The sequence below is a fragment of the Flavobacterium piscis genome, from assembly GCF_001686925.1.
Lineage (GTDB): Bacteria > Bacteroidota > Bacteroidia > Flavobacteriales > Flavobacteriaceae > Flavobacterium > Flavobacterium piscis.
Genome location: NZ_LVEN01000044.1, coordinates 1 through 13,194, shown reverse-complemented (window position 1 = coordinate 13,194; position 13,194 = coordinate 1). Strand labels below are relative to the sequence as shown.

General features: G+C 33.6%; 10 protein-coding genes. 4 read left to right on the top strand and 6 right to left on the bottom strand.

Features of this window, described 5'->3' with window-relative positions; genetic code table 11:
- Positions 1-5 precede the first annotated feature (5 nt).
- Positions 6-2,147, top strand: coding sequence for a methylmalonyl-CoA mutase (scpA, locus tag FLP_RS19730; RefSeq protein ID WP_065451218.1), 2,142 nt, complete (start codon positions 6-8; stop codon positions 2,145-2,147).
- A 53-nt stretch (positions 2,148-2,200) separates the two neighbouring features.
- On the opposite strand, the gene FLP_RS19725 is transcribed toward scpA, so the two are convergent.
- From FLP_RS19725 to dapF, 4 genes are all read right to left on the bottom strand, one after another.
- Complete coding sequence (locus FLP_RS19725) at positions 2,201-2,851, bottom strand: peptidoglycan-binding protein LysM (RefSeq protein WP_065451217.1); 651 nt, start codon at positions 2,849-2,851, stop codon at positions 2,201-2,203.
- Positions 2,852-3,430: 579 nt separating this feature from the next.
- On the bottom strand, positions 3,431-4,471 hold the full coding sequence (gene mltG, locus FLP_RS19720; RefSeq protein WP_065451216.1) for an endolytic transglycosylase MltG: 1,041 nt from the start codon (positions 4,469-4,471) through the stop codon (positions 3,431-3,433).
- Between the two features lie 10 nt (positions 4,472-4,481).
- Positions 4,482-5,015: a GNAT family N-acetyltransferase gene (locus tag FLP_RS19715; protein WP_065451215.1), complete on the bottom strand. Its 534-nt coding sequence runs from the start codon at positions 5,013-5,015 to the stop codon at positions 4,482-4,484.
- 63 nt (positions 5,016-5,078) lie between these two features.
- Positions 5,079-5,861 (bottom strand): diaminopimelate epimerase, encoded by a 783-nt coding sequence (dapF, locus tag FLP_RS19710; protein WP_065451214.1) that lies wholly within the window; start codon positions 5,859-5,861, stop codon positions 5,079-5,081.
- Between the two features lie 159 nt (positions 5,862-6,020).
- On the opposite strand from dapF, the gene FLP_RS19705 reads away from it, so the two are divergent.
- Positions 6,021-7,421 carry a trypsin-like peptidase domain-containing protein gene (locus FLP_RS19705; RefSeq protein ID WP_065451213.1) on the top strand — a complete coding sequence of 467 codons (1,401 nt, stop codon included), beginning with the start codon at positions 6,021-6,023 and terminating at the stop codon, positions 7,419-7,421.
- Positions 7,422-7,653: 232 nt separating this feature from the next.
- The gene (locus FLP_RS19700) at positions 7,654-9,102 is read left to right on the top strand and encodes a glyceraldehyde-3-phosphate dehydrogenase (RefSeq protein ID WP_065451212.1); all 1,449 of its coding nucleotides are present in this window, start codon (positions 7,654-7,656) and stop codon (positions 9,100-9,102) included.
- 114 nt (positions 9,103-9,216) lie between these two features.
- Here the strand turns inward: FLP_RS19700 and FLP_RS19695 are convergent, their stop codons facing one another.
- On the bottom strand, positions 9,217-9,675 hold the full coding sequence (locus FLP_RS19695) for an Lrp/AsnC family transcriptional regulator (RefSeq protein WP_065451211.1): 459 nt from the start codon (positions 9,673-9,675) through the stop codon (positions 9,217-9,219).
- Between the two features lie 201 nt (positions 9,676-9,876).
- Between FLP_RS19695 and ald the strand changes: the two genes are divergently transcribed.
- The gene (ald, locus tag FLP_RS19690; protein WP_065451210.1) at positions 9,877-10,995 is read left to right on the top strand and encodes an alanine dehydrogenase; all 1,119 of its coding nucleotides are present in this window, start codon (positions 9,877-9,879) and stop codon (positions 10,993-10,995) included.
- 132 nt (positions 10,996-11,127) lie between these two features.
- Here the strand turns inward: ald and pafA are convergent, their stop codons facing one another.
- Positions 11,128-12,747 carry an alkaline phosphatase PafA gene (gene pafA / locus FLP_RS19685; RefSeq protein ID WP_065451209.1) on the bottom strand — a complete coding sequence of 540 codons (1,620 nt, stop codon included), beginning with the start codon at positions 12,745-12,747 and terminating at the stop codon, positions 11,128-11,130.
- Positions 12,748-13,194: the final 447 nt, after the last annotated feature.

The window sequence follows — 13,194 nt, the reverse complement described above, 5'->3', positions numbered from 1 at the left end:
TTTCCATGATAAGAAAAGACCTTAAACATATTAAGTTAGAAGTTAAAAGTGAGAAGTTAGACGAACTGACGAATAATTCAGAACCTATAACTGAAAATTTTTACACAGCAGAAGGCATCGAGCTCAAAAAAACTTATTCTGAAAAAGATATCGAGGATTTAGAGTTTCTTGATTTTGGAGCAGGTTTTGCTCCCAATTTGAGAGGTCCTTACGCTACTATGTATGTGAGACGCCCGTGGACAATTCGACAATATGCCGGATTTTCGACCGCAGAAGAAAGCAATGCCTTTTACAGAAGAAATCTTGCAGCAGGACAAAAAGGACTTTCTATCGCTTTTGATTTACCTACGCATCGTGGTTATGATTCTGATCATGAAAGAGTTGTTGGTGATGTCGGAAAAGCCGGAGTTGCAATCGATTCTGTCGAAGACATGAAAGTTTTATTTGATCAGATTCCGCTAGACGAAATGTCGGTTTCAATGACCATGAATGGTGCAGTTTTGCCTATTATGGCCTTTTATATTGTGGCAGCTGAAGAACAAGGTGTAGCAATTGAAAAATTATCAGGAACGATCCAGAATGATATTCTAAAAGAATTTATGGTCCGTAATACTTATATCTATCCGCCAACACCTTCTATGAAGATTATTGCAGATATTTTTGAATTTACGAGCAAGAAAATGCCAAAATTCAATTCGATCTCTATTTCCGGATATCATATGCAGGAAGCCGGAGCAACAGCCGATATTGAATTGGCGTATACTTTGGCAGATGGTTTAGAATATATTCGAACAGGACTTTCTACCGGAATGACAATCGATGAGTTCGCTCCTCGCCTGTCTTTCTTTTGGGCAATTGGAATGAATCACTTTATGGAAATTGCTAAAATGCGCGCCGGAAGAATGATCTGGGCAAAATTAGTGCAGCAATTTAATCCTAAAAGCGATAAATCTTTAGCTTTACGAACACATTGCCAGACAAGTGGCTGGAGTCTAACAGAACAAGATCCTTTTAATAATGTCGCCAGAACTTGTATCGAAGCCACTGCGGCCGCCTTTGGAGGAACGCAATCCTTACATACTAATGCACTAGACGAAGCGATTGCATTACCAACCGACTTTTCGGCAAGGATTGCCCGTAATACACAGATTTTTTTACAGGAAGAGACTAAAATTACAAAAACTGTTGATCCTTGGGGAGGAAGTTATTACGTTGAAAGCCTAACAAATGAAATTTTAAAAAGTACCTGGAAACTAATAGAAGAAGTTGAAGAATTAGGCGGAATGACAAAAGCGATTGAAGCCGGAATTCCGAAACTAAGAATTGAAGAAGCTGCAGCCAGAAAACAAGCAAGAATTGATAGCGGACAGGATATTATTGTGGGTGTAAACCAATATCGCCTGGAAAAAGAAGATCCATTGCATATTTTGGATGTGGACAACCAAATGGTCCGCAAACAACAATTAGAGCAACTTGAACAAATAAAAGCAACAAGAGATACTGAAAAAGTAAATCAATCACTCGAAAAATTAATACTTTGTGCCAAAACCGGACAAGGAAACTTATTGGAAATTGCTATCGAAGCCGCTCGAAACAGGGCAACATTAGGCGAAATTAGCGATGCTCTGGAAAGTATTTTTGGCCGATATAAAGCCCAAATTAAATCCTTTAGCGGTGTGTATAGTGCAGCAATAAAAAACGACGAGAATTTTGAAAAGGCAAAACAATTAGCAGATGCCTTTGCAAAGCAAGAAGGAAGACGTCCCAGAATTATGATTGCCAAAATGGGACAGGACGGTCATGATCGCGGTGCAAAAGTAGTTGCCACCGGATATGCCGATGTAGGTTTTGATGTCGACATAGGTCCACTTTTTCAAACCCCTGCCGAGGCTGCCAAACAAGCGGTTGAAAATGACGTACATATTTTAGGCGTTTCATCATTAGCAGCAGGACATAAAACACTTGTACCGCAAGTTATAGAAGAACTTAAAAAACACGGACGCGACGATATCATGGTTATTGTAGGCGGAGTAATTCCTGCGCAAGACTATCAATTTTTATTTGATGCAGGAGCTATTGCGGTTTTCGGACCGGGAACTAAAATTAGCGAAGCGGCTATTAAAATTCTGGAAATTCTAATTGACTAAAAAGCATAAAAAAATCCCGAATTGTATCGGGATTTTTTTTGCTTATGCAAATTTTAAATTTGATCGTGTATTGTAGCATCACTATCAGCTTCGATACGAGAAAGATCATAACCTCCAAAGGCTTTCATATAACTTTTTAATGAAGTTCCGTAAGCATCTCTAAAATGCCTGTTTCTATTTTTAAAAAAGTTTTTTACTGAACCAGCTCCTCCAAGGTGTGCGGCGGCTAAAATTCCCGATTCGGTAATTTCAATACCATTGATAATCTTTCCTTCATACTTTTCTATTTCATTACGTAAAATCCATTTGTTTTTGGACAGTAATGCAATAAATGCTTTTTCTTGTAATGCAGGATCTTTTAAAAAGGCTTTGTTGTTTTTAACACCAACCGCCCTTAATGCTTTAGAACCAAATTGGTATTTCCCCATATAACCTAACGAATTTACCAATCGGTATTTTCCCTGAGATTCTTTAAAGGCTACCGCTTCTTTAAAACTGATAAGGCGCTTTTCTGTAAATACAACATTTACCTTTTTGACTGTAGGATAATCATCCTCTTCCAGCGATGGAAACAAGTATTCAGATCCATCTGTTTTTTCTATTAGAAACCAAGGTTTAGTTTCTAGATTAAAGGGTTTAAAACCCAAACTTAAAAATGTAATAATAACGATCAAACTCGCATAAAAATACCACTTCTTTATCATAAATTGTTTTTCTTCAAATCCCTGTCACCTCTTTGAAATTTCTACGGTGCAAAGATAAGAAATACAAAACAACCCTGTAAATCAATAAGTTACATATTTTTAGAAATATAAATATAGCTACTAATCCCTTTATTGATGCAGATTACGAGGCGAAAACCAAGGTTTTAATTTAGCTTCAAAAGCGCCAAAATATAAATCTGAAAAATGCAATTTTTATCAATTTTTTAGCAAATTAGTTAAAATAGCAAGATTAAACCTACCAAACACTTATGATTTTTAAAGATAATTTACGGCATTTAAATTTGGTTTTTTCATTAAATTTATGTAAACTAAAATATAATATTTTGTAAATTTTAGTTTTTCAGATTAAATAAATTGAGAATTATGATCTGTATTTTTTAATTATTATTTTAAAATTAGAATGAAAAATGAGCAAAAATATTCAATAAAGAATCTTCCTAAATTTCTAGAAAATTATTTATTTTAAATAATAGAACAACATAAGTAAATAAGATAAAAAAACCGAAGAGTAAGTCTTCGGTTTCTTTGTCTTATTTTAATCATTAATAGTGAATAAAATTATCTTGTCACTCCCTGACTAGCGATCCAGTCAGAATATTTTTTTGCATTTATTTGATGCTGCTCATAAGTTGATGCAAATTCATGATAGCCAAAACGATCTATACTTGCACAGAAATAAATATAATCGTTCTTTTCAGGATTTAAAACCGCATCAACAGCTGTGATATCAGGCATTGCGATTGGTCCTGGAGGAAGTCCAATATTTACATAGGTATTGTATGGAGATCTCATAACCAGATCATTATAAAAAACTCTCTTGATAACCTGATCAAAATTATTATCTCTCAATTTTAAGGCATAAATAACGGTTGGATCTGCTTGTAAAGGCATTTCTAAACGTAAACGATTCAAATATACGCCCGCAATGCGAGGTCTTTCATCTTTTTTAACTGATTCTTTATGAACGATAGAAGCTAAAATGGTAGCCTGAACCGGAGTTAAACCTTGTTTTTTTGCTTTTTCGATTCTTTCAGCCGTCCAGAAATTATGATATTCCTTAATCATTTTATCGCGAAATTTCTCTGCAGAAGTATTCCAATAAATCTCATAGGTATTTGGGATAAACATCGCAAAAACATTTTCTTCATTAAAACCATTTTCTTTTAGAAAAGCCGGATCTTTAATTGCTTTCATTAAAGATAAACTGTCCGCTTCGATCTCAGCACCCACTCTTCCGGCAAAGTTTTCTAAGCGTTCCTGATTATTAAAAGATAATTTTACAGGAATATTGGCTCTCATTGCGCGAACCAAATCGATATTATTCATGTCTTTTTTAAGTAAAAAGCGACCTGATTTTACATTTTCAGGATAGCTTCTTTTACTGGCTACCATTTCAAAATTGTCGAAATTTTTAATGTAAGGCGCTAATATTTTCTTTACATCTGTATAATTTGCATTTGTAGGAACGTATACATATAGTTCCTTTTCGTCAAATTTAGTATTGGCACTGAATATTTTACTAATTAAAATAAATCCGTAAATCATTAAAACTGAAATTACGGCTACAGCAGTTATTGTGATGATTTTTTTTAAGCTCAAAGTATAAAGTTTAAATTTGTTTATTAATTAACTGAAAAATTGCTTCATCCTGATAGTGGTTATTAAGCAAAATCCAATCCTTTTTGATTCCTATTTTCTCAAAGCCAAATTTAGTAAAAAGAGCTATACTTGCTACATTTCCTACAGCAATATTTGCATACAGTTGATGTAAATTTAAATTATGAAAAGAATACTTGATTAAAAGTTCTAAAGCCTCAGAACCAATATTTTGATTTCTGTTTTCACCTTTCTGAATAACAATTCCAACACCTGCCCTGTTATTTTTAGGATCAAATTCGAATAAATCAATTAACCCAATCGCCGGAAAATCCTGATCCTGACAGATTGCCAAACGCAATTGTTTGGCTTCATAAATATCTTGTTGTGCATTTTCGAGATATTGGCGAACTAAAAACCGGCTATAAGGTGTTTGTGTATTACTGACTTCCCAAATGCTTTCATCATTTTCCATTGCATAAACAAACTCCAGATCATTAGGTTCTAATGCACGCAGATAAATATTTTCTCCTTTTAGTGTAATCATTGTTGATTTAGATTGCAGATTTTAGTCTACAAATTTTGGAATTTGGAATTTAAAAATTGAATTTTATACCTCTATTGTACCTTTAAAAACAAATTTCGCAGGACCGGTTAGGAAAACATTGGTAAAATGATCTCCAAGTTTATCAAAAGAAACAACTAGTTTTCCGCCTTCAACATTTAAGTTAATCGAAGTTTTATCTGTTTGACCTATAGCGTTCATTGCAATTGCAACTGCTGTTGCTCCCGTTCCGCAAGCCAGAGTTTCATCTTCAACACCTCTTTCATAAGTACGAAGTGAAAAAGTACCATCGTCAACCTTTTTTACAAAATTGATATTGCTTCCTTTTTCGCCATACAACTCGCCATATCGAATTGCAGCACCATTCTCTTTTACATTATAATGTTCTAGGTCATCAACAATCTGAACATGATGTGGAGAACCGGTATCTAAAAAAGTATATGAATCTTTCTTTTGTACTTGATCAACATCAATCATTTGCAGAGAAATAATAGCATCATCACCTACAGAAGCGTGATGCAAACCGTCTGTTGCTATAAATGTAGCTTCGTCTTTAATAACGCCTAATTGGTTGGCAAAAGCCACTAAGCAACGTCCGCCGTTTCCGCACATTGAACTCTGATTTCCGTCTGAGTTATAATACACCATTCTGAAGTCAGTTTCGGTATCATTTTCTAATAAAATAAGTCCATCTGCTCCAATTCCGAAACGTCTGTCACACAGGCGTTCAATCAATTTAATATTATCTTTTGGAAAGAAATCTGAACGATTATCAATCATTACAAAATCATTTCCGGTACCCTGATATTTATAAAATTCTATTTGCATTTTTTTTCCATTAATAATACAAAAGTACGAACAAATAATTAATGAAATGTTAATCAATGTTAAAGAGCGTTAAACCATTTTATTCGTTAATTTTTTGAATTATTTTTACGTGAAAATACATAAACATAAATTATAACAACTTAAACATATAATATAACTATGAAAAGACTTTCAACCTTATTTTTGGTTTCACTACTTAGCGGTGCTACTACACTTGGTGCTTACAAGTTATTATTTGAAAGCAACAATTCTTTTTTTGGAAGACAAAATTCTGTTGTAACTCTTGCCCCTAATTCGTTTGGAAAAAATGTTGCTTTATCTACTGAAACGGTCGATTTTACAGCCGCCGCAGATAAAACAATTCACACAGTTGTTCACGTAAAAAATGTTTCGCGAAGAACTGTTAGCAATCCTATGTTAGAATTTTTCTATGGCTACGGCGGCCAACAGCAGCAAGAACAAGTAGGAACGGGATCTGGTGTAATTATTTCTGAAGACGGATATATTGTCACGAATAATCACGTTATCAAAGATGCCACAGAAATCGAAATTACTTTAAACAATAAAAAGTCATATAAAGCAAAACTAATTGGTACCGATTCTAAAATGGATATCGCTTTACTAAAAATTGATGCTGATGAAAAATTACCTTACACCGCTTTTGCCAATTCAGATTCTGTAAAAATTGGCGAATGGGTTTTGGCAGTTGGAAATCCGTATAACTTGACTTCAACCGTAACTGCCGGAATTGTTTCGGCGAAAGCCAGAAATTTAGATACTAAAGGAATTCAGTCTTTTATTCAAACTGATGCTGCCGTAAACCCAGGTAATAGTGGTGGTGCACTAGTTAACACGAGAGGAGAATTAATTGGTATTAATACCATGATTTCATCTATGACAGGTTCTTATGTAGGTTATTCATTTGCTGTTCCTTCGAATATCGCCCGAAAAATTATCGAAGATATTATGGAATTTGGAAATGTTCAAAGAGGAATTCTAGGCGTCGAAGGCGGCGAATTAAATAGTACTGCCTCTAAAGAATTAGGTGTTACTGAAACTCAGGGTTTTTACATCAGTAAAGTTTCTAAAAATTCAGGTGCAGAAAAAGCCGGTTTGGGTAAAGGAGATATTATTGTAAAACTTGACGATCAAAATATTGCAACTTATGCTGATCTTTCTGGATATATCAATACAAAACGACCAAATGATGTTGTTAAAGTAACTTATATAAAAGAAGGAAAAACCAAAACAGTTCCCGTAACTTTAAGCAAAAACGAATTTTATAGTACCGAATTTAAAGGAATTGAATTAGAAAACATTGATGCTGCCGACAAAAAGAAATTCAGAATTGATTATGGTGTAAAAATCAGAAACATCAACAATGAAAACTTAATGCAATATCAAAACGAATTACAAGGTAATATTATCCTGAGTATCGATAATGTAAAAGCAACAAATATCGAGACGGTTGCTAAACTTTTAAACAGAAAAGATGAAGCACAAAGTGTTCGTCTGGAAATGATCAATAAAAATGGAGAAATCCTTAGAATTATTATTTAAAAGAAAAGTCTCAGTTTCCAGTAACAGTATACAGTTTCTTTACAGACTGAAAACTGAGACCGAGACTGAAAACTTATAAATTTAACAATGTAAAAAAGCCATCTTAGCAATAAGGTGGCTTTTTTATTTTTCAAAAATAAATCGCAAAATAGTTTACGAAATCGATTGAAATGGATACTTTTGCGCAAAATTTAAAAATATTCGTGTATTTATTTTTTCAATTTAATCAATTATGAGCAAAAAAACATTGTACCAAAAAGAGGTATCATTACAAGTCGACCGAAGAAGAGCTGGTGTCGAATTAATTAAAATCATAAGCGATTTATGGTATGACAAATCCATTGAAATGGTCTTATTCAAAAATCAATTATTGGATAAAAATGTCAGCGATATTATCAATTTACATCAATATGCAGGTGAATTCGTAGGCAAACCTATCACCATTTTTGATTCGGTTGAAATCGCAAAAGTTGTTTTATCTTTAGATCTTCCTCCTGCAAAATTAGATCTTGGAAAACTAACTTATGAATATCGTTTAGAAGATGAAAAATATCCCGATGCGAGATATTTTGTAATCGACAAATTGAAAAAAGCAAAATCATCAGAAGAAATTCAGCCAAAAGATGTTGTATTATATGGATTTGGAAGAATCGGACGTTTATTGGCAAGAGAATTAATGTCTAAAACGGGAAAAGGAAATCAATTGCGTTTGAGAGCAATTGTAACCCGTGATAAAAATGACGCAATTACTTTAGAGAAACGAGCTTCTCTTTTGCGATATGATTCTATTCACGGAGATTTTCAAGGATCTGTGATTGCTGACCCAAAAAACAATGCGCTGATTATCAACGGAACTACTGTACATATCATCACAGCAAATTCCCCGGAAGAAATTGATTATACCCAATACGGAATCAATGATACGTTAGTGATTGATAATACCGGAGCTTTTACTACCGAGGAAGCTTTAAAAAGACATTTAACATCTCAAGGTACTAGTAAAGTTTTATTGACAGCACCCGGAAAAGGAGTTCCTAATATTGTACATGGCGTAAATCACAATGAATATAATCCTGACGAAATAAATATTTTTTCAGCTGCTTCTTGCACTACAAATGCGATAACACCCGTCTTAAAAGCTATTGAAGATACCCTAGGAGTTGTAAAAGGGCACTTAGAAACCATTCACGCTTATACAAACGATCAAAATCTGGTCGATAATATGCATAAAAAATACCGTCGTGGAAGAGCTGCAGCTTTAAATATGGTTATTACCGAAACTGGTGCCGGAAGTGCTGTTGCAAAAGCATTACCCTCATTAGAAGGAAAATTAACTTCGAATGCTATTAGAGTACCCGTCCCAAATGGTTCTTTAGTTGTTTTGAATTTAGAAGTTAAAAAAGCGACTTCGATTTCGGCTATCAATAAAATCATGAAAAAATACGCCCTTGAAGGCGAATTGGTCGAACAAATAAAATATTCATTAAATAATGAACTTGTTTCATCTGATATTGTTGGTACATCTGCCCCATCTATTTATGACAGTAATGCCACAATAGTATCTCAAGACGGAAAAAACATTGTATTATATATTTGGTATGATAACGAATATGGTTACAGTCATCAGGTAATTAGATTAGCAAAATACATTGCCAAAGTAAGACGTTTTACTTACTATTAACATATAACCAAAACAAATCAACAAACCATTTATCTAAAACCATCAGGCCCTGTCTGGTGGTTTTTTTCTATTATCAAAAATTTACATGCTCTAAATCAGAATCTCAATTGTAAATTATATTGGCAAAACAGTTGTACTCTTTACTTCAGAAATTACAAAAACAGTATTAATAAGAGAAACCTCCGGTAATATCGATAATTTTTTTTGATGAAACTGATGATAACTTTCCATATCCGGAATGATAATTTTTAGCATATAATCAAAATTTCCTGAAACATAATTACACTCTACGACTTCAGGCAAATTTAAAATCGATTGATTAAATCCTTCTGATGTGTCATAAGTTTGCTTTGTTAAGGTAACCTGACAATAAACCGTAAGATTATTGCCGAGTTTTTTCTTATTCAAAATAGAAACATATTTTTCAATAACTCCATCTTTTTCAAGACGTTTTACCCGATCATGAACAGGGGTTAAAGACAAATTTATTTTGTTTGCGATGTCTTTTAGCGTGTAGTGCGCATTTTCCTGTAAAAGACGTAAGATTTTTTTGTCAATTTCATCTAAAGCCATAACGAAAACGTTTTCTGTAATTAATAAAAATAAGTCATTTTTTCTTTTTGGACGAGTTTAAACACTCTCAAATAGAATATTTTTCTGTAAAAGTATTAAATAAAATAATATTTTCTTATTTATAGGTCCTTAATCCATAATAAATTCTCTATCTGTAGTTTTGTAAAAGAATCTCAACAAAAACAAAAAAATCCAACAAAAATGATAATAGGTGTTCCAAAAGAAATAAAAAATAACGAAAACCGTGTAGCGTTAACTCCTGCAGGTGTTTCTGAAATGAAAAAACACGGACATGTAGTTTATGTTCAGGCAACTGCTGGTTTAGGCAGCGGTTTTAGTGACGAAGAATATACAACTGCAGGTGCAGTAGTTTTGGCTACTATCGAAGAAGTGTATGCTATTGCTGAAATGATCATCAAAGTAAAAGAACCAATTGCATCTGAATATCCATTAATCAAAAAAGATCAATTATTATTTACTTACTTCCATTTTGCTTCATCAGAGCCATTAACTCATGCAATGCTTGAAAAAGGTGCTGTATGTTTAGCTTACGAAACAGTAGAAAAAGCAGATCGTAGTTTACCATTATTGGTGCCAATGTCTGAAGTTGCAGGTCGTATGGCTATTCAACAAGGAGCTAAATATCTTGAAAAACCATTAAAAGGAAGAGGAATTCTTTTAGGTGGTGTTCCGGGTGTACCTCCTGCTAAAGTTTTAGTTTTAGGTGGAGGAATCGTTGGAACTCAAGCTGCAAAAATGGCTGCTGGTTTAGGTGCTCAGGTAACCATTATGGATTTAAGTTTGCCACGTTTACGTTATTTAGATGACATTATGCCAGCAAACGTAAATACAGAAATGTCTAATCACTACAATATTACAAAAGCAATCGCTACAGCTGATTTAATTGTTGGAGCCGTTTTAATTCCAGGAGCAAAAGCACCTCACTTAATTACTCGTGATATGCTAAAATTAATGCGTCCGGGAACTGTTGTTGTTGACGTTGCAGTTGACCAGGGAGGATGTATTGAAACTTGTACTCCTACAACACATGAAAATCCAACTTTTATTATTGATGATATTGTTCACTACTGTGTAGCAAATATGCCTGGTGCTGTTCCTTACACATCGACTTTAGCCTTAACTAATGCTACTTTGCCTTATGCAGTGCAATTAGCAAACAAAGGATGGGAAAAAGCTTGCAGCGAAAACGAAGAATTGAAAAAAGGATTAAATATTGCTAACGGAAAAATTCTTTATAAAGGAGTTGCTGAAGCTTGGAATCTTCCTTTTAACGAAGAGTTAGTGTTAGCAAACGCATAGTGCTAACATTAAAATAAGTGCTTACTAAAACACTATTTAAGGGCTTTTCTTAATTGAAAAGTCTTTTTTTTAGACATAAAAAAACCTGTCATGAATTTTGACAGGTTTTATTTTTATATCAAATAATGAAAACTATTTTTTCTCATCTAATACTTCTTGTAACACTTTTGCTTCAGTCCCATTTGGGAAAGTAACTTTAATTTTCTGTGCTATTGTTGGAGCAATTTCAGTAATAGCTTTCTTATCATAAGATTCTCCTTTTTTAATATGCCATCCATAAAAAATAGCAGGCACATGAGTATCATAACTATAAGGCGTTCCATGAGATGTTCCTGTAGTTGAATATTCTATATCACCAGGTTTATCAATAATAACCAAATCCCCATTTTGAGTTACATCAAAACCTTTTGCAACAAAATTTAAATAATAGTCATTTCCTGAATTAGCCAATATTTCTTCTTCAGTGTAAACCTTTTTAACTTGTGGCTGCGAAATCAAAAATTCTTTAAAAGCTTGTTTTACTTTTACCAAGTCTAACTTCTTATCTTTAATAATTTGCTTATTAAAGAAAACATTGAAATTTGAATAATTTAAAATTAAATCAACTCCAAATGTTTTAGTTGAGAAATCCTGTAAACTCTTTTTAACATCTTTAGACGGATAATTATCTACATTATATTTACGATCTTTCAAATAAATTACGTTTTCAGCACCAGCATGATCAGCAGTTAAGAAAAGTAAATAATTTCCTTTTCCAACAGTTTTATCTAAATAGGCCAAGAAATCGGCAATAGTTTGGTCGAGTCTTAAATAAGTATCCTGTAGTTCCATCGAACGTGGCCCAAGTAAGTGGCCTACATAATCAGTAGAAGAAAAACTTACAGTTAAAAAGTCTGTAATATTATCTTTTCCTAATTCTTCTTTTTCAATAGCTTTCTTAGCAAATTCAGCCAACAAATCATTTCCAAAAGGAGTCGCCCTTAAAATCCCTGCATCATTCTTCTCATACATTGACTTTAAATCATATGGGAAAACGGGAGCTGCACTTCCGTACAACTTACCCTCGTAAGGATTATTATCCGGTAAACTTTCGTTATAAGTAGAAGCTGGCTTGTACAAATCCCAACCTTTATTAATGTAAGGCATATAATGTTTCTCATTATTAAACTCAGTAACCCATTCAGGCAATTTTTCTCCGTAAAAAGTACTGGAAATAAAAGACCCGGTTTTACTATACCAAAAAGCCCAATTAGCAAAATGACCTGCTGGTAAAATTGCGCCACGATCTTTAAGGCTAATTCCAATAACTTTTCCTTCAAAATTAGTAGCCATTCTTACTTCGTCAGTAATAGTAGTACTTTGTAAATTCTTAGGAGACATTGCGCCTTCTTCAACTGTGCCATCCCCTACAGTTTTTACACCGGCATCATCTGTGCAATACATTTCCTTACCAAGGGTTCTGCTAAACCATTCATTCCCCACAATTCCGTGTGTCGCCGGAGTAGTTCCAGTATAAATAGAAGCATGTCCAGGAGCTGTATAAGTAGGCATATAATTATAATGCATATTCTGAAAAGTATATCCATTATTCATTAGTCTCTTAAATCCGTTTGGTGAAAAATCATCTGAAAAGCGATACAAATATTCCATTTTCATCTGATCTACTACAATACCTACCACCAACTTAGGTCGCTGTTGAGCACTTAAATTTGAGATAACAAACAATGTCAACAATACAATACTTTTTTTCATACTTCAATTATAATATTTGATACAAAAATACAGATTAGCATTTAGATAGGCTAGCGCACTATAATTTAAAACTTAAAAACGATTATAATTTAACAGAAAAATAGACTTAAAATTATATGGGCGTTTCCCTCCGGGCCGGGCTGTCCGCTAAATCTTTTGCGAGAGACGTTTTAGATTGCTTTGCCAGAAGTGTAGTGTGTCGCAAAAGGATATCGCTCCCATCCCTAACGCAGTTTACGGTAAAAAGGAAGTACTATTTTCAAAGGAAATTCCAACTTCTAAATCCCAAATTCCAATCCATAGAACCTCATAGTTTTTACTTTCAGAAGAGATCATGTAAATAAACTGTTATTTAACCGCAAAGAACGCAAGGGATTACGCAAAGTTCGCAACGAACAGCCTTTGCGACCTTAATAAAGACAGCATTACAGACAATAAAAAAAACCT

Coding starts and splice junctions, on each gene's coding strand:
- pafA (WP_065451209.1), bottom strand. CDS start 12,747: ATGAAAAAAAGTATTGTATTGTTGACATTGTTTGTTATCTCAAATTTA.
- scpA (WP_065451218.1), top strand. CDS start 6: ATGATAAGAAAAGACCTTAAACATATTAAGTTAGAAGTTAAAAGTGAG.
- FLP_RS19725 (WP_065451217.1), bottom strand. CDS start 2,851: ATGATAAAGAAGTGGTATTTTTATGCGAGTTTGATCGTTATTATTACA.
- FLP_RS19695 (WP_065451211.1), bottom strand. CDS start 9,675: ATGGCTTTAGATGAAATTGACAAAAAAATCTTACGTCTTTTACAGGAA.
- FLP_RS19700 (WP_065451212.1), top strand. CDS start 7,654: ATGAGCAAAAAAACATTGTACCAAAAAGAGGTATCATTACAAGTCGAC.
- FLP_RS19715 (WP_065451215.1), bottom strand. CDS start 5,015: ATGATTACACTAAAAGGAGAAAATATTTATCTGCGTGCATTAGAACCT.
- dapF (WP_065451214.1), bottom strand. CDS start 5,861: ATGCAAATAGAATTTTATAAATATCAGGGTACCGGAAATGATTTTGTA.
- FLP_RS19705 (WP_065451213.1), top strand. CDS start 6,021: ATGAAAAGACTTTCAACCTTATTTTTGGTTTCACTACTTAGCGGTGCT.
- ald (WP_065451210.1), top strand. CDS start 9,877: ATGATAATAGGTGTTCCAAAAGAAATAAAAAATAACGAAAACCGTGTA.